This is a genomic window from Bacillus sonorensis NBRC 101234 = KCTC 13918, assembly GCF_001592005.1.
Taxonomy (GTDB): domain Bacteria; phylum Bacillota; class Bacilli; order Bacillales; family Bacillaceae; genus Bacillus; species Bacillus sonorensis.
This window is the reverse complement of the sequence record NZ_BCVZ01000001.1, coordinates 330,024-345,884: the sequence shown is the minus strand read 5'-3', so window position 1 is coordinate 345,884 and position 15,861 is coordinate 330,024. Positions and strand designations below refer to the sequence as shown.

The window sequence follows — 15,861 nt, the reverse complement described above, 5'->3', positions numbered from 1 at the left end:
CTTTGGCGGTTGAACGATTTTAAGGATTTACCCCCGTCTTCCTGCTGCAAATATACGAAACTGTTTTGAAAAGAGCATGATACATGCAGCGGCTAATGACAAAGCCGCCGCAAACCAAAATACTTCCCGCAGCCCGAATTGTTCAGCCATCTTTCCCGCCGCAATCGGGCCGAGAAAAAAACCGAGCGCATAAAAAGATTGATAGAAACCCATCACAGACATTTTGAGCTGAGGCGTACCAAGCTGAACGACTTTGCTGACCAAAAGCGGAAAAATAAATCCCAATGTCAATCCTGTCACAGTGTGGATCAAACACACCGCGAAAAGGGACTCGGCAAACGGCAGCAAGCAAAGGAAAACAGCCGTTATCACATAAGATATCCATATCAGTGCATCTGCGGCCTTTACTTTGTAAAAGATGCACCATACGGAAGCCAGCGTTTGCGGAACAAAAAAAGCGCACATGACCCAAAGCAGCTGTTTCTCATCGATTCCGACCGTCTCCGCGTAAATCGGCGTGAAGCCGAACACGGTCATAAATAACACGGCGTGGGCTAAAAACGATAATGTTGTAATCGCTTTTAAATCAGGGAGGCGCACAGTCTGTTTGACATAGTCTGACAAAGCCATCCCTTTGGCCGTATGGCGGGGCCCGTTATCTTTAATGTAAAATGACAGAACCAGTCCGATGCATGATACGGCAACACCGATCCAAAACGGAAACATCCAGCCGAACAAGTGGACGAGGTATCCGCTGACAGCCATGCTGATAAATTGGGGGAGAACCGTTAAAAACTGCAGGATGCCCATCGCTTTTGACGATTGGTCTTTTGTGAAATACTGCGAGTATAATACGGTTGCCATCACCCACATCGCCGCAGTCATACCGGCAAGCAGCCTGGCCGTGATCACCATGATAAACGAATCGAATAACAGAAATATAAAGCAGCTCAACAAGGACATTGCAAAGCCGCTGATCAACAGCTGTTTTCTAAGCGGTGAAAGAACATCTGACAGGATGCCGAACGGAAACCGCAGTAATATCTGCGTGACACCGTAGCTTCCCAGCACGATTCCTATCGCTGAGTAAGAAAATCCGATGCTGTCCAAATATAATCCGAAAACCGGGACATAGATGTATGTAGCAAACCAGAAGCAAAAAACGGCACCCCAAAAAATCACATGATCTTTCCTTAAAATTTGTTTTTCTTCATAGACGAGTTGTTTTTGCAGCTCCATCCCTTTTTATTCACACCCCTTTAAATTCAAGTACATCATAAATCCTTGCCGGAAAACAAGATGATTTTTTATCTTATTGAAATAGAATTGAACGGTTTGCCTGCGGCTGTCGTCGTAGATACAGAGACAAAAAGAAAGGGGGTTGGCGTTTTAGTGGATCAAGCAGATGAAAAAGAACTGATCATGCAGGCAAAAGACGGGGAAGATGCCGCTTTTACTAAACTGTTTCAGCTTCACTACTCTTTTGTATATCAATATGTGCTGAAATTAACGCTAAACCCTGATCTCACAGAGGACTTGGTCCAGGAAACGATGCTGAAAGCGTATATCGGCCTTCAACAGTTTCAGGGTAACGCGAAATTTTCAACATGGCTGATTTCGATTGCTTCCCGGCTGTTTATCGACCATCAGCGCCGGAAAAAACGCGAAAACCGCAAAACCCAGGCCGCAGGAGAAGCGGCCGTGCGAAAAATGAAATGGGAGTCTTCCCTTCACGGCCATGAATGGAGCGAATTCTTGGAACTGTTCGCTGCACTTGAGGCTGAAATCAGAATGCCAATCTTGTTAAGACATTACTACGGGTTTACTTACCCTGAAGTGGCAAACATGCTGAAAATAAAAGAAGGTACCGTCAAATCGCGCGTGCATCACGGGTTAAAGAAAATTCGAAAGGAGTGGGAACAGTGAATGAACGAGATAAAAAAGAAACGGTTGCGCATTTGAAACACGAACTCGAAAAGCTTGATGATACTTTTGTTCCGCCGGTTCCTCAAGCATTTGAACTGAATCAGCGTTTAGCCCGGTTTAAACAAGAGCGCAAGCGGGCGCTCAAAAAGGAATTGCTTTGTTTTATCGTCATGGCGCTGGTGATTTTATCGGCTTACTTGACAATTTCCGTTCAAGTTCCGGCTGTTTTTATCATGGTGCAAGGAGCGGCGCTTATATTGCTGCCTGCGCTCGCCCTGTTAGAAAAAAGGCGGCGTACGGCTGACGGGGAGGCTGATTAAATGAATCTTGACATGACCCAGGAAAAACTGCTTTTGCTTCTTTGCATTTCGCCGCTTTTATTTGCGCAGAGCATCTTTCTGTTTCTTGATGCGAAGAAAAAGGGAACCAATGCGTGGTTCTGGGGAATATGGGGCTTGATCCAAACACCGATGCCTTTATTATTCTATTATTTGTTTGTTGTAAGGCCGTTTCATAAGAAAAGGAGGCCGTCGTCATGACTGAAAGAGCAGATATACCTTGGGCGCTGATTGCCCCTTTCATTGTGCTGTATATCATTTTAGCGGTGTCCGCGTTGGTCAGTTGCATGAAACAGGAGAAAACGAATGGCCCAAAGTGGATGTGGATTTTGATCATTTTAGGGATCAGTTTTGTCGGTCCCGTCTCTTACTTTATCATCGGTAAAAAAACATATGAGAGGAGGCGTGTGTGATGCTGTCCGTCAATGGCTTAACAAAAATATATCAGCAGCACCAAGCTGTCCAAAATGTCAGCTTTGACCTTGAATATCAGCAATGCGTTGCCCTTCTCGGGCCAAACGGAGCGGGAAAAACGACGACATTGCAAATGCTTTCCGGTTTATTGGCGCCTACATCAGGACACATCCGTTTTTTGGGGAGGGAATCGATAAACAGGCTGGAAATCGGATATTTGCCTCAGCATCCTGCGTTTTTTTCATGGATGACGGCTTTAGAATATATGTTGTTCGCCGCAAGGCTTTCCAAGCTGAAACACCGTGAAGCCATGGAAAAGAGCCGGTCCGCTTTGCGCTATGTCGGTCTGGAAAAGGAAGAAGACCGGAAAATCGGCGGTTTTTCAGGAGGGATGAAGCAAAGGCTCGGACTGGCACAGGCTTTGGTTCACGAGCCAAAGCTTTTGATTTTGGATGAACCTGTTTCCGCGCTCGATCCGGCGGGACGGCGCGAAGTACTCGAGATCATGAAGAATTTAAAAACGAAGATGACGATTCTCTTCTCGACGCATGTCCTGCATGATGCCGAAGAGGTATGCGATCAAGTGATCATGCTGAAAGAAGGGGCTGTCAAATGGTCCGGTCCGCTTCATAAATTGAAGAACCGGCATCTAAAGCCGTCTTACATTCTGACAGCTGAAGAAAGCCTTGAAGGATGGCTGGAACACCTGCCTTTTGTCAGCAAGGTTGCGTATGATAAACCTTCACAAGCTAACATTGTTTTAACTGATCGGTCTGACAGCCGCCGATTGTTGGCTGAATGCTTGAACAGACATGTATCGATTCTTCGTTTTGAACAAAAAACGCAGTCTTTGGAAGATATGTATATGAAGGTAATGGGGCTATGAATTCATTTTATATGTTATTTCAAAAAGAATGGACGGAAAGCTGGAAGGACGGCAAGCTGTTTTGGCTGCCTGCCGTTCTGATCCTTCTTGGCTTGATTCAGCCGCTCAGCCTGTATTATATGCCCCAAATCATCGATATGGCCGGGAATTTGCCTGAGGGAGCAGTGATCGATATACCAAGGCCTAGGAGTGAGGAGGTTATGGCGAGCACCTTGTCCCAGTTCAGCACGGTCGGTACTGCGATTTTCGTTTTCAGCGTGATGGGCAGCATTGTCAATGAACGAAACCAAGGATCTCTTTCATTGGTGATGGCGAGGCCTGTCAGCCCGCTGCAGTATATCGGCAGCAAGTGGCTCCAGCATGTGCTGCTCGTATTGGCTTCATTTGCTGTGAGCTACGGATTGGCTTTCTATTATACAAATCTTCTATTCGGCAAGGTTGAACTTGAACGGTTTTTATTCAGTTTATCCGTGTACAGCATATGGATTATATTTGTTATGTCGGTTGCGATGTTTTTCAGTGCTTTGTTTCGTCATATTGGGGGGATTGCCGGCATGAGCATCAGCTTCATCGCCTTCGTTTCGCTGGCGGGTTCCTTGTTCCCCCGCTTTACCGAGTGGATGCCTGATAAGGCGAAAAGCCAGGCCGATTATTTTATTATGCATGGTTCATGGGACCATGCTTTCGGCTGGATGGTGTTTTCGTCTGCGGGAATTGTGTTTCTTTTGTTCATGTGCACCGTTTTTGTTTTTAAAAAATATGAATCTTACTAATCAGCCGGGCTTGCCCGGCTTTTCTGATTGTCAACATCATGACTTAAGGTATACAATACACTGGAGGGTTTTCGGGGCGGTTTTTAATAATATGAAAAAAGGAGTGATCCAATGGGTACGGTGAACAGCCAGGCAGATCTTGCCGCACAGTCGAAAGCTAAGCCAAACAGGATATGGATCGCTGTCATATTGGGCATTTTATCGGGAATCGGTCCGGTTGTGATTGATTTGTATTTGCCTGGGCTTCCGCAGATGGCTGATGATTTACATACGAGCGCTTCCATCGTCCAGCTTAGTTTAACATCGTGTTTATTAGGGCTTGCAATCGGACAAATAGTCATCGGCCCTTTTAGTGATGTGTTGGGCAGAAGGATACCGCTGATCGTTTCATTGGCCGTTTTTGCCGCGGCATCTTTTTTATGTGCATTAACATCATCTGTCTGGGTATTGATCGCCATGCGGTTTATCCAAGGTGCGGCCGGGGCGGGCGGCATCGTGATATCGCGTGCGATTGCCCGTGATTTATATTCGGGTACGGAATTGACGAAATTCTTTTCGCTGCTGATGCTGGTAAACGGGATTGCTCCCATCGTATCCCCGGTAGCGGGCGGACAGTTGATGAAGGTTACGACCTGGAACGGCGTGTTTTTTATGATCGGCGTCTTTGGGATCATCATTATTCTGTCTGTCATAATTGGAATTAGAGAGTCGCTGTCTCCGGACAATCGGACGAGAGGCGGTTTCAAGGAGACGTTCGTATCATTCGGAAGGCTTTTCGGCCAGCGGACTTTTATGGGATACGCTTTGGCGCAGGGACTGATCACAGCGGGGATGTTCGGCTATATATCAGCTTCTCCATTTGTTTTGCAAGACATTTACGGGCTGTCTGCTCAGGCCTTCAGCTTTTGTTTTGCGGTAAACGGCCTGGGCATTATCATCGCTGCCCAGATTACGGGAAGGCTGGCCGGCCGGTTCGGTGAAGCAGCTTTATTGAGATGCGGACTGATGATATCGTTGGCCGCCAGTCTGGTCTTGTTCGTGTCCGTCGTCTTTCATGCGCCGCTCATGTTTGTTTTGATCCCGCTCTTTATCGTCGTCTCCTGCATTGGAATTGTGACGACGTCGAGCGGTTCTCTGGCCATGCAAAGCCAGGGGAAGTCAGCCGGGAGCGCATCGGCGCTTTTGGGGCTTTTGACGTTTATTTTAGGCGCAGGCGCAGCGCCGCTTGTAGGTATCGCCGGAAGTCATACGGCTTTACCGATGGCCGTCGTCATTGTATGCTGCAATATTAGTGCACTGGTTTGTTTTAAGATGTTGGTCGGGCGCCGGGCGTCCAAGTGAAAAACCTCCGGAGCTTCAAGCCTCCGGAGGTTTTTCATGCAGATGAGGATTAACGGGGAGCGATTTCCACTGTTGCTTCTGCATGGTGATAATGTCTTCCGAATTTTTGCAACTCAGCGGTGACTCTGTGGGTGCCGGCATTCGGAAGCGTTTTTCGGACCATCACCAGCTTGAATTGAGAGGAGCTGAACGCATAGACGGGAACCCGGACGGTTTGTCCGTCATTTAGAATCTGCGTATAATTTAATGTTCTGCCATTTAGTGAATCCCTTGTGTTCGCATGGAAGCGATACGGGAAGTTAAATTCCACATAGCTGGCACCGACGAAAAAATTCGGTTTGTAGGTGACTTCAATGTCAGAGGTTGTCCATTCTTTATTGCTGTCAACGGTTTCGACATGAAGAGTCGGTTCGCTTCTAAAAAAAGTCGCGTGTGCTTCCTGGGAAGGAAGAATAAATGAAAATAAAGCTGCAGACGTTAGCAGGCCGGCGCTCGCTTTTCCAATCCATTTACGTTTAAGCATCGTATCGTTCCTCCTAAATTGCATTTTGATAGAAAAGGAAAAAATAAGATGGGATACTATAAAAACCCTTTTCACACTTGCTTAATCTATCACTATTTACCGGAAAAATGAATCTATTTTGAGAGAATTTCTAAAAATGTTAAAAAATACAGCGCCGTGATGTATGTAATGATTCAGACAGCCGGCCCTAAGCAAGAGGCCGGCATGATATCATTTAACGCGGAACAATCTCAAGCGTTGTTTCAGCGTGATTAATATTTTTTCCGTTTTGCTGAAGTTCAGCGGTAATTCTGTGGGTTCCCGCATTTGGAAGCGTTTTCCGAACCATGACCAGTTTGAATTCGGAAGAACTCAATGCGTAGACGGGCACTCTGACAGTCTGTCCGTCATTTAAAATCTGTGTATAGTCAAGTGCTTTACCATTTAGCGTGTCTGTTGTGCTTGCATGAAAGCGATATGGGAAGTTAAATTCCACATAGCTTGATCCGACGAATGTATTCGGTTTGTACGTAATGACGATATCGGATGTTGTCCACTCTTTATTGCTGTTGACGGTTTTAGCCTCAAGCGCCGGCTTCTGAACCGGATTTTCCGGCTGCGGGAATTGCGGCGGCTTAGGCGGATGCGGCCAGTGGAACGGACCCCTAAAATGACTTGTATGAACCTCCTGGGCATTCGCTTCATGGGAAGGAAGGACAAATGAAAACAAAGCTGCAGAAGTTAGCAGACCAATACTGATTTTACTGATGATATTACGTTTAAGCATCTGCAAGTTCCTCCTAAATGGCGATTAAGTAGAGGACGTCCGGAAAATATCAAGAAAAGGCAAAAATACGATCGCGATCAACTAAATTCCTTTTCTTGCTCCATTAATCTATCACCATTTACCAGACAAGTAAATATTTTTAGGTAAATTTCTTGAAGAAATTTAAAATATTTAATAGTTTTCTGTCAATTAATAGACGTTTTTATAGAAAAAGAGCCGTATAACGAACAAAATGGTTAAAAAAGTATTTTTGTTGCCGTATATTGATTTCCATCCTAATATATAAAAAAGAGCATGAGGGGGATGGACGATGAAACATATGCAACTGTTTTTGGCGGGGGATTCAACAGTATCTAACTATGATGCTTCTTCTGCGCCGAGAGCCGGCTGGGGGCAGAAAATAGGAGAATTGTTAAATCCGGGCATCCTCGTCCGGAACGAAGCGGTGTCAGGAAGAAGTTCAAAAAGCTTTGTAGAGGAAGGCAGATTGCAGCGCATTTTGGAATACATACGATCCGGAGACTATTTATTTGTCCAGTTCGGACATAACGATCAAAAGCCGGATGAACGTTATACCGATCCTTATGGAACATATCAGGCTTATTTGCGCCGATATATCGATTCCGCCAGACTGAAAAACGCCCATCCGGTGCTGATCACACCCGTTCAAAGAAGGTCGTTCGATTCTGAAGGCCGGCTGCGGAATACCCATGGCGATTATCCGGATGCCGTGAGACAGCTTGCAGATGAGCTTCATGTCCCGCTCATCGACCTTACAGAAACAAGCGGCCGGCTGCTTCAGTCCATGGGAGCTGAATCGGCGAAGAAGCTGTTTTTGTGGCTTAAGCCTGGAGAGCATCCCAACTACCCGGATGGAGTTGAAGACAATACGCATTTTTGCGAATACGGCGCTGGGGAAATCGCCGGGCTCGTGGCAGAGGGAATGAGGGAAGCCGGGCTTCCTTTATGCATCGGTCAGTAGCATCCGTGCTGATTTGAGAATGTTTTTCAATTATTTTTCAAAATTTTTGCACTTCATCCTTTAAACTGTGATACGATCTATTTCATAGAGCCTTTAAAAAAGGAGTGCACATCTTAAAATGATTCGCCGCTTTTTTTCATACTACACACCACATAAACGGCTGTTTTTCATTGACTTTACCAGCGCGATTATCGTCGCCGTTTTAGAGCTTGCGTTTCCGCTGGTTGTTCAGTGGTTTATCGATACATTGATTCCGGGAGGCGATTGGACAGAAATTGTCTGGGTAAGCATCGGGCTTTTATTGATCTACCTGCTCAGCACCGGGCTTCAGTATATCGTCAATTACTTCGGCCATAAACTGGGGATCAACATTGAGACGGACATGCGCCAGGAGCTTTTCCAGCATGTACAGCGCCAATCTTTCCGCTACTTTGACAATACGAAAACAGGACACATCATCAGCCGCATCACAAACGATTTGTTTGATATCGGAGAGCTTGCCCATCACGGGCCTGAAGATCTGTTCATCGCGGTCATGACCTTTTTGGGCGCGTTTTGGATCATGCTGACGATTAATGTGAAACTGGCGCTGGTCGCGATTTTGTTCGTGCCGTTATTAATCGGGCTGATCACATATTCAAATATTAGAATGAACCGGGCCTGGAGGGAAATGTACAGCGAAATCGCGGATGTAAACGCAAGGGTTGAGGACAGCGTATCAGGTGTCCGCGTCGTACAATCCTTCACAAATGAACGCTTTGAGATTTCCCGTTTTCTGAAAAACAATCAAAAGTTCCGCAGGGCAAAGCTGAAGGGCTATAAAACAATGGCTCTGACGACTGCGGGGACATTTTTAATGACGCGCTTGATGATTCTTTCGGTTCTTGTATTCGGGGCGTGGCTCAGTTTTTCAGGAAGCCTGACATATGGGGAATTCGTCGGGTTTGTTCTGTATGTCAACGTGTTGTTTAAGCCGATTGATAAAATCAGCGCGATACTGGAGCTCTATCCAAAAGGGATGGCCGGCTTCAAGCGGTTTACCGAGTTGATCGATACAAAGCCGCAGATTGTCGACCGCAAAGATGCGATTGATGTACCAGCCTTAGAGGGAAACATCGTCTTTCACAATGTAACGTTCGGCTATGAAGAATATAAGCCTGTTTTAAACGGGATTGATTTATCGATTAAAGCGGGCGAGACGGTTGCGTTTGTCGGTCCGTCGGGAGCGGGAAAAACGACGATCAGCTCGCTGATTCCGCGTTTTTACGATGTTGACGGAGGTTCGATTACGATTGACGGCATTGACATTCGCAAGATGACAAAGCGGTCTCTGCGTTCACAAATCGGCATTGTTCAGCAGGATGTGTTTCTGTTTACAGGGACACTGCGTGAAAACATTGCATACGGGAAATTGGATGCAACTGATGAAGAAATTAAACGCGCGGCAAAAATGGCTCATTTGGAGCAGCTGATTGAGTCGCTCCCCGACGGCTATGAAACACAGGTCGGCGAAAGAGGACTGAAGCTGTCCGGAGGTCAAAAGCAGCGGATTGCGATCGCGAGGATGTTTTTGAAAAACCCGCCGATTCTCATTTTGGATGAAGCGACATCCGCTCTTGATACAGAAACGGAGCAGATCATTCAAAATGCTTTGACAGAGCTTGCCAAAGACCGGACAACGCTCATCATCGCCCACAGGCTTGCCACGATCCGCAACGCCGACCGGATTGTCGTGGTGACGGAAAACGGAATTGCCGAAGAAGGCTCACACGATGAATTGGTTGAAAAGGGCGGAATATTCGCCAGCCTTCACCGTGTTCAGCACCAGTCATGATATGAAAAAAACAAGTCCATATGCGGGCTTGTTTTTTTGTCTAAAACTCTTGTAAGAGGATCTTGCTGATGATACAATATCGAAAACCGATATTGAATTTCGATATTAGGAGGTGCCGCATTGGAAGACAAAGTGCTGCGAAAATTATTTCTCGGATTTATTCAGATTCACATTTTGCATCATGCCAGTGAACATCCGATATTCGGCTTATGGATGCTTGAAGAGCTAAAGGAGCACGGGTATAACATCAGCGCGGGAACATTGTATCCAATCCTCCATTCGATGGAGTCTGACGGACTTCTGGACAAAGAGGAAAAGAATGTGGACGGAAAGATCAGGAAGTATTATTCGGCCACAGAGAAAGGGATTCGCGTGCTGAAGGAAGCGAGACTGAAAGCGTATGAATTGTTTAAAGAAATAAAAGAATAAGCGGAAAGGAGTGGAAGGGTGACCAAACATCATGCGGACAGAAGCTGGAAAACGCTGCTCGAGATTCTTATCGTATCGACGAGGCTCGGACTGACATCGTTTGGCGGGCCGATCGCCCACTTGGGATATTTTCATGCCGAATATATCAGGAAGAGAAAATGGCTCGACGAAAAAAACTATGCCGACCTGGTTGCCTTATGCCAGTTCCTCCCCGGTCCAGCCAGCAGCCAGGTCGGGATCGGGATCGGCGTGATGCGCGGAGGCCTGCTTGGCGGTATTCTCGCATTTCTCGGATTTACGCTGCCATCTGTTGTCGCCCTGATTGTATTTGCGTTGATACTTCAAGGATGGGACGCCGAAACGGCGGACTGGATTCACGGACTGAAAATCGTTGCCGTCGCAGTTGTCGCCCACGCGATCATAGGGATGGCGCAAAAACTGGCGCCGGATGTAAAAAGAAAGTCCATCGCCTTGTTTGCACTGGTCGCCGCGCTGTTGTGGCAGACGGCTTATATCCAGGTTTGCGTCATTTTAGTGGCTGCTTTTCTCGGCCTTCTTTTTTATAAAAATCAAAAAGCAGCAGAGCATTCTGTCATACAATTTCCGATATCACGGAGGTTTGCGGTATGCTGCCTGAGCTTATTTTTCGGACTGCTTATTCTTCTACCGGTATTAAGGGAGATGACGGCAAACGGCTGGATTGCGCTCTTTGACAGCTTTTACAGATCGGGTTCATTGGTGTTTGGCGGTGGACATGTCGTTTTGCCTTTGTTGGAACGGGAATTTGTACCTTCCGGATGGATGGGCGAGGAAGCGTTTTTAGCCGGTTATGGTGCGGCACAGGCTGTTCCGGGTCCTCTGTTTACTTTTGCGTCATATCTCGGCGCTGTCATTAGCGGCTGGCAGGGCGCGTTACTTGCGACTGCGGCGATCTTTCTGCCGGCATTTCTCCTTATTTTAGGAACGCTGCCTTTTTGGGATTCCCTGCGCCGCAATCCGAAAGTAAAAGGGGCGTTAATGGGAGTAAATGCAGCCGTTGTCGGAATTTTGATTTCGGCGTTTTACCATCCGATTTGGACCAGTTCGATATTGGCTCCGATTGATTTTGCGTTTGCAGCGGTTTTATTCAGCATGCTTGCCTACTGGAAGCTGCCTCCTTGGGTGGTCGTTTGTACGGGTGCTGCTGGCGGGTCGCTGATGGCGCTGATATAGGTCTGCAAAAGGCTGCCGATAAGTTCGGCAGCCTTTTGCTTTAATGGTCCGTTGCGGGATTCCCCGCCTAGCGGCTTTCTTTCCCGATTTCGGGCAGTACGGTTTTTGCAATCGATTCGTCGAGCTGCTCATAATCATAGTAATGAATGGCATCATATAGTTCTTCACGGGTTTGCATATCCTTCAGTACGCCTTTTTGCGTTCCTTTTTCATATATTTCCGCAAAGACCCGTTCATACGCTTTTGCCGCGGCACGCAGTGAAGTGACTGGATAAATCACCATGCTGAAGCCGAAAGATTGAAATTCCTCAGCCGTAAAATAAGGCGTTTTTCCGAATTCCGTCATATTAGCGAGCAAAGGCGCATTGACCGCTGAAGCCATGTCCTGAAAATCGTCTTCGCTTGTCAGAGCCTCGGGAAAAATCGCATCGGCCCCGGCCTCTGCGTATAGATTGGCCCGTCTGATTGCCGCGTCTCTGCCTTCAACCGCTTTTGCATCGGTGCGGGCCACGATGACAAGGGACGGGGCTGTCTCTTTGATTGCCTTAATTTTAGCGATCATATCTTCTGCGGGGATAAGCGATTTACCATTTAAGTGCCCGCATTTTTTGGGAAGCTGCTGATCTTCGATTTGAACAGCCGCGACTCTGCTTTCCAGCATTTCCGCCGCCGTTCGCGCAGCGTTCAGCACACCGCCGTAGCCTGTATCAATGTCGACCAAAACCGGAAGATTTGCGGCTCTGACCAGCTCGCGGGCTTTTTCCGCCATCTCTTGAGAATGAATCATCCCCAGATCAGGCAGTCCGCGGCTTGCCGTATAAGCGGCCCCTGAGAGATAAAGAGCCTTAAACCCGACGTTTTTGGCGGTGATCGCTGCCATTCCGTCATGAACGCCGGGGATTTTCAGGATATCCGGTGACCGGATAAGCTTTTTGAACGTTTCCGCCAGCTCTTCCTGACTCGTTTGTTTTGTGACAATCCACATGAATAACACCTCCTAGATCACAAACAGTTCCATAAAGTCCGGGACAGATGTGTCTTTTAAAATGTGCGGATCATTCAGCAAAGAATTGATTCTCTCCGCTTGTCTGGCCGGAAAACGGGTTTTCAAATTGTTGATGAATTTTTCTTTTAACAGCGGGATGCCTTCATTCCGCCTGCGCCGATGGCCGATCGGGTACTCGATTGAAATGTTTTCTGAATGTGTGCCGTCTTTATAAAATACTTGGACAGCGTTTGCGATGCTTCGTTTTTCCGGGTCAAGATAGTCGGCGGAATATTGTTTGTTTTCCACTGTTTTCATTTTCGCGCGGAGGCGGTCGATTTCCGGGTTTTGCGCGATTTCGTCCTCATAATGCTCAGCGGTGATCTCCCCGTAGATCAGGCCGATCGCCGTGATATACTGCAGACAGTGGTCACGGTCTGCCGTATTGTGTAATTCTCCGGTTTTGTCGATGATCCTGATGGCGGATTCATGCGTCGTAATAACGATGTGATCAATGTCATCAAGTCTGTCTTTTACTTGGCCGTGTAGCTGAATCGCCGCTTCCGCCGCCGTTTGGGCATGGAATTCAGCCGGGAACGATATTTTAAAGAGGACGTTTTCGATAACGTAAGAATCGAGCGGTCTTGCAAGCGTTAATTCCTTTCCTCCAAACAATACATCCTGAAATCCCCACATCGGCGCGGATAATGCCGTTTGATACCCCATTTCGCCTTTTAAAGTCATCAGCGCGAGCCGGACGCCTCGGCTTGTGGCATCACCTGCCGCCCAGGACTTTCGCGAGCCGGTGTTCGGTGCGTGACGGTATGTCCTCAGGCTCGAGTTGTCAACCCAGGCTTGTGAAACGGCATTGATGACGTCCTGTTTTGTACCGCCTAAAAGAGAGCAGGCGACGGCCGCGGAAGCGACTTTCACAAATAGAACATGGTCAAGTCCGTTTCTGTTCAGGCTGTTGTTGAGAGCGAGAATTCCTTGAATTTCATGAGCTTTTACAATCGCTGTGAGGACATCATCCATTGTGAGCGGATCTTTTCCGGCGGCGATCCGCTGTCTGCTCAAAAAGTCCGCAGAGGCTAAAATGGCCCCCAGGTTATCAGACGGATGACCCCATTCGGCTGCAAGCCATGTGTCATTATAATCGAGCCAGCGAATCATGCAGCCGATGTTAAATGCACCTTGCACAGGATCGAGTTCAAACTGGGTGCCGGGAACGCGGGCTCCGTTCGGGACAACCGTTCCAGGTGCGATCGGTCCGAGGTGTTTGGTGCATTCGGGAAATCTGAGCGCCAATATGCCGCAGCCGAGCGTATCCATTAATACGTAACGGGCCGTCTCGAACGCTTCTTCACTCGTAATGTTGGCATTTACCGCATAATCGGCAATTTCTTCAAGCAATCGATCACATGATGTTTCAGTCGCTGCGCCTTGCATGTTCATGAGTATCCCTTCCTTTCAAATAATATGGATTATGGATGAAGACCCCGCGGTCCTGTATAGTGGACCCTCGGCCGAAACAGCCGATTGTCGGCATGCTGTTCAATCACATGGGCGCCTAAGCCGACCGAACGCGCCGCAAAGAAAATAGGGGTGTAGAGCTCGATCGGAATGCCAAGCAGATAGTAGACAGGCGCGGCATAATAATCAAGGTTCGGATAAAGCCCCTTTTCTTCGCGCATCAGCGTTTCCCCGGCATCACACATTTCGTATAAATCCTGTCTGCCCGTCTTGTGGGAAAGTGTAAAAAGAGCTTTTTTCAATAAGGCGGCTCTAGGGTCCATTTTTTTCATATAGACGCGGTGGCCAAACCCCATCACCTTTTCTTTTCTCGCTAATTTCTGCTGAATCAGCTTGAGAAAGCCGGACGTTGTTTTGCCTTCGAGCAGCATATACATGACCGCTTCATTGGCCCCGCCGTGCAAGTTTCCTTTTAAAGATGCTGCTGCACCCGTAAAGGCTCCGTATATATCTGAATGGGTCGACGCGATCACCCTGGCGGTAAAAGTGGAATTCGGCATTTCGTGTTCGCTGTACAGCATTAAGGTTTGATCAAAGACAGCCGTTTCCTGTTCGCTCGGGTCATTTCCCGTCAGCATGTATAAAAAGTTCTTGCTGTAGGACATTTGTTTATCCGGTAAAATCGTCTTTTGCTGGTGTAAGATGCGGTAGCTGTTTGCGACAATATTCGGCACTTGTGCGATCAGCCGCAGCGCTTTTGCCTGATTTGCCGCTTTAGACCGGTCATTCAGCTCGGGGTCATACCCCGCCAAGGCTGAAATTCCGGTTCTGAGTGCATCCATTGGGTGAGTATCTTGTGGAAGTGTGGATAGAATCGTGTATATTCCGCTCGGAAGGCCGTAAGCATTGTTTAAAGCGCTTTCAATCCCTTTCAGTTCCATTGCATCCGGGAGTTTGTTTTGGATCAGGAGATAGACGAGATCCAAATATGTTTTTTGTTCGGCAAGCTCTATTAAATCATAGCCTTTGACAACGATTTCTTCAGCCTCGGTATCTAAATAAGAAACCCTCGTTTCAGCGGCGATCACGCCCTCTAATCCCGGTTTAAATACATCTTGTTTGCCCATTTTTCCACCCCATATTCGTTTTTTAACATGTGTGTAAAAAACGTGATGTGAAATTGGCATCGGCTTTTTGAGCATGTTAATACAAATGTTTGAGCGTTTCTTCAATCGAATGTAGGCTGCGTCTAATATGGGAACGCATGGCTGCTTCTGCCAGACAGCTGTTTTTTTCTTTTACAGCATTGAAAATCTCCACATGTTCATTAAAGGATACGGATGATTTGTAATGTGGATTTTTGTATCCGCTGATCCTTCGATACCGTTCGATTCTGCTTTCTAATTGTTCAAGAAAACGCTTTGCTGTCGCATTCGCACTAATGGAATGCAAGATGGAATGAAAGTCAGATCCGTATTTGACCGTATCTGTATGGCGGTCTTTTGCTGCAGCCATTTTCATTAATTCGAGCCGGTCTTCAAGCTGATGAAGTTGCTCTGTCGTCGCAAGCTGGGCAGCCTCTGCAGTCAGCAGTCCTTCCAGCGCTTCGCGAACCTTAAAAACCTCTTTCGCTTCTTCTGGTGAAATCGGACAAACACGAAGCCGGCCGTTTGGCTGCTTACTGACCAATCCTTCAAGCTCCAGCCGGTAAAGAGCCTGCCGCAGCGGGGTTCGGCTGATGGCCAAGTCTTGTGCGAGATTGTCCTCTACGAGCTGTTCAGAAGGTGAATATTCCAGCTCAATGATCTTTTTTCTGATTTCATTGTAAGCGTAATCACTTGCAGACTGCCTTCTGACTGGATTTGAAGAGTGCATGAAAAAATTCTCTCCCCTCCTTTTGTCTGAATATAAATATAATTGTATACAATTATACGGTTTTGTCAATGTCATCCAGATCAGCAAAAGTTTTGGACATGAAA

18 protein-coding genes are annotated in these 15,861 nt (G+C 47.2%); 11 read left to right on the top strand and 7 right to left on the bottom strand.

The window, feature by feature from the left end; genetic code table 11:
* Positions 1-27 precede the first annotated feature (27 nt).
* Positions 28-1,239, bottom strand: a complete 1,212-nt coding sequence (locus tag BTR1S_RS01685; protein WP_029419701.1) for an MFS transporter — start codon at positions 1,237-1,239, stop codon at positions 28-30.
* 183 nt (positions 1,240-1,422) lie between these two features.
* On the opposite strand from BTR1S_RS01685, the gene sigY reads away from it, so the two are divergent.
* From sigY to BTR1S_RS01650, 7 genes are all read left to right on the top strand, one after another.
* Complete coding sequence (gene sigY / locus BTR1S_RS01680; protein ID WP_241748831.1) at positions 1,423-1,926, top strand: RNA polymerase sigma factor SigY; 504 nt, start codon at positions 1,423-1,425, stop codon at positions 1,924-1,926.
* Positions 1,923-2,246, top strand: a complete 324-nt coding sequence (locus BTR1S_RS01675; protein WP_006639586.1) for a YxlC family protein — start codon at positions 1,923-1,925, stop codon at positions 2,244-2,246. Before sigY ends, BTR1S_RS01675 begins: the two co-directional genes overlap by 4 nt.
* The gene (locus BTR1S_RS01670) at positions 2,247-2,465 is read left to right on the top strand and encodes a hypothetical protein (protein ID WP_006639585.1); all 219 of its coding nucleotides are present in this window, start codon (positions 2,247-2,249) and stop codon (positions 2,463-2,465) included.
* Positions 2,462-2,677 carry a PLD nuclease N-terminal domain-containing protein gene (locus BTR1S_RS01665; protein WP_006639584.1) on the top strand — a complete coding sequence of 72 codons (216 nt, stop codon included), beginning with the start codon at positions 2,462-2,464 and terminating at the stop codon, positions 2,675-2,677. The genes BTR1S_RS01670 and BTR1S_RS01665 overlap by 4 nt, the downstream gene beginning before the upstream one ends.
* Positions 2,677-3,564 carry an ABC transporter ATP-binding protein gene (locus BTR1S_RS01660; RefSeq protein WP_029419699.1) on the top strand — a complete coding sequence of 296 codons (888 nt, stop codon included), beginning with the start codon at positions 2,677-2,679 and terminating at the stop codon, positions 3,562-3,564. Before BTR1S_RS01665 ends, BTR1S_RS01660 begins: the two co-directional genes overlap by 1 nt.
* A complete protein-coding gene (locus BTR1S_RS01655) occupies positions 3,561-4,337 on the top strand; it encodes an ABC transporter permease (protein ID WP_006639582.1) in 777 nt (258 codons plus the stop codon). The genes BTR1S_RS01660 and BTR1S_RS01655 overlap by 4 nt, the downstream gene beginning before the upstream one ends.
* Before the next feature lie 111 nt (positions 4,338-4,448).
* Positions 4,449-5,678: a multidrug effflux MFS transporter gene (locus BTR1S_RS01650; RefSeq protein WP_006639581.1), complete on the top strand. Its 1,230-nt coding sequence runs from the start codon at positions 4,449-4,451 to the stop codon at positions 5,676-5,678.
* A gap of 49 nt (positions 5,679-5,727) precedes the next feature.
* Here the strand turns inward: BTR1S_RS01650 and bslB (BTR1S_RS01645) are convergent, their stop codons facing one another.
* Together bslB (BTR1S_RS01645) and bslB (BTR1S_RS01640) are read right to left on the bottom strand one after the other, a co-directional pair.
* Entirely contained in the window at positions 5,728-6,201 is a 474-nt protein-coding gene (bslB, locus tag BTR1S_RS01645) for a biofilm surface layer hydrophobin BslB (protein ID WP_029419698.1), read from the bottom strand.
* 214 nt (positions 6,202-6,415) lie between these two features.
* Positions 6,416-6,967, bottom strand: a complete 552-nt coding sequence (gene bslB / locus BTR1S_RS01640) for a biofilm surface layer hydrophobin BslB (protein ID WP_029419697.1) — start codon at positions 6,965-6,967, stop codon at positions 6,416-6,418.
* A gap of 310 nt (positions 6,968-7,277) precedes the next feature.
* On the opposite strand from bslB (BTR1S_RS01640), the gene BTR1S_RS01635 reads away from it, so the two are divergent.
* The 4 genes from BTR1S_RS01635 (at position 7,278) to BTR1S_RS01620 (ending at position 11,424) form a co-directional block, all read left to right on the top strand.
* Positions 7,278-7,949 carry a rhamnogalacturonan acetylesterase gene (locus tag BTR1S_RS01635; RefSeq protein ID WP_006639579.1) on the top strand — a complete coding sequence of 224 codons (672 nt, stop codon included), beginning with the start codon at positions 7,278-7,280 and terminating at the stop codon, positions 7,947-7,949.
* A 118-nt stretch (positions 7,950-8,067) separates the two neighbouring features.
* Positions 8,068-9,783: an ABC transporter ATP-binding protein gene (locus BTR1S_RS01630; protein WP_006639578.1), complete on the top strand. Its 1,716-nt coding sequence runs from the start codon at positions 8,068-8,070 to the stop codon at positions 9,781-9,783.
* Between the two features lie 120 nt (positions 9,784-9,903).
* A complete protein-coding gene (locus BTR1S_RS01625) occupies positions 9,904-10,212 on the top strand; it encodes a PadR family transcriptional regulator (RefSeq protein WP_006639577.1) in 309 nt (102 codons plus the stop codon).
* A gap of 18 nt (positions 10,213-10,230) precedes the next feature.
* On the top strand, positions 10,231-11,424 hold the full coding sequence (locus BTR1S_RS01620) for a chromate transporter (RefSeq protein WP_006639576.1): 1,194 nt from the start codon (positions 10,231-10,233) through the stop codon (positions 11,422-11,424).
* 67 nt (positions 11,425-11,491) lie between these two features.
* Here BTR1S_RS01620 and prpB read toward each other — a convergent pair whose 3' ends face one another.
* The 4 genes from prpB to BTR1S_RS01600 all read right to left on the bottom strand — a co-directional run bounded on the left by prpB (position 11,492) and on the right by BTR1S_RS01600 (position 15,757).
* On the bottom strand, positions 11,492-12,409 hold the full coding sequence (gene prpB, locus BTR1S_RS01615) for a methylisocitrate lyase (RefSeq protein ID WP_006639575.1): 918 nt from the start codon (positions 12,407-12,409) through the stop codon (positions 11,492-11,494).
* A gap of 12 nt (positions 12,410-12,421) precedes the next feature.
* Complete coding sequence (locus BTR1S_RS01610) at positions 12,422-13,864, bottom strand: bifunctional 2-methylcitrate dehydratase/aconitate hydratase (protein WP_029419696.1); 1,443 nt, start codon at positions 13,862-13,864, stop codon at positions 12,422-12,424.
* Between the two features lie 29 nt (positions 13,865-13,893).
* Positions 13,894-15,009 carry a citrate synthase gene (mmgD, locus tag BTR1S_RS01605; RefSeq protein ID WP_006639573.1) on the bottom strand — a complete coding sequence of 372 codons (1,116 nt, stop codon included), beginning with the start codon at positions 15,007-15,009 and terminating at the stop codon, positions 13,894-13,896.
* Between the two features lie 76 nt (positions 15,010-15,085).
* Positions 15,086-15,757, bottom strand: a complete 672-nt coding sequence (locus BTR1S_RS01600) for a GntR family transcriptional regulator (RefSeq protein WP_006639572.1) — start codon at positions 15,755-15,757, stop codon at positions 15,086-15,088.
* Positions 15,758-15,861: the final 104 nt, after the last annotated feature.

Coding starts and splice junctions, on each gene's coding strand:
- BTR1S_RS01685 (WP_029419701.1), bottom strand. CDS start 1,239: ATGGAGCTGCAAAAACAACTCGTCTATGAAGAAAAACAAATTTTAAGG.
- sigY (WP_241748831.1), top strand. CDS start 1,423: ATGCAGGCAAAAGACGGGGAAGATGCCGCTTTTACTAAACTGTTTCAG.
- BTR1S_RS01670 (WP_006639585.1), top strand. CDS start 2,247: ATGAATCTTGACATGACCCAGGAAAAACTGCTTTTGCTTCTTTGCATT.
- BTR1S_RS01665 (WP_006639584.1), top strand. CDS start 2,462: ATGACTGAAAGAGCAGATATACCTTGGGCGCTGATTGCCCCTTTCATT.
- BTR1S_RS01660 (WP_029419699.1), top strand. CDS start 2,677: ATGCTGTCCGTCAATGGCTTAACAAAAATATATCAGCAGCACCAAGCT.
- BTR1S_RS01655 (WP_006639582.1), top strand. CDS start 3,561: ATGAATTCATTTTATATGTTATTTCAAAAAGAATGGACGGAAAGCTGG.
- BTR1S_RS01650 (WP_006639581.1), top strand. CDS start 4,449: ATGGGTACGGTGAACAGCCAGGCAGATCTTGCCGCACAGTCGAAAGCT.
- bslB (WP_029419698.1), bottom strand. CDS start 6,201: ATGCTTAAACGTAAATGGATTGGAAAAGCGAGCGCCGGCCTGCTAACG.
- bslB (WP_029419697.1), bottom strand. CDS start 6,967: ATGCTTAAACGTAATATCATCAGTAAAATCAGTATTGGTCTGCTAACT.
- BTR1S_RS01635 (WP_006639579.1), top strand. CDS start 7,278: ATGAAACATATGCAACTGTTTTTGGCGGGGGATTCAACAGTATCTAAC.
- BTR1S_RS01630 (WP_006639578.1), top strand. CDS start 8,068: ATGATTCGCCGCTTTTTTTCATACTACACACCACATAAACGGCTGTTT.
- prpB (WP_006639575.1), bottom strand. CDS start 12,409: ATGTGGATTGTCACAAAACAAACGAGTCAGGAAGAGCTGGCGGAAACG.
- BTR1S_RS01610 (WP_029419696.1), bottom strand. CDS start 13,864: ATGAACATGCAAGGCGCAGCGACTGAAACATCATGTGATCGATTGCTT.
- mmgD (WP_006639573.1), bottom strand. CDS start 15,009: ATGGGCAAACAAGATGTATTTAAACCGGGATTAGAGGGCGTGATCGCC.
- BTR1S_RS01600 (WP_006639572.1), bottom strand. CDS start 15,757: ATGCACTCTTCAAATCCAGTCAGAAGGCAGTCTGCAAGTGATTACGCT.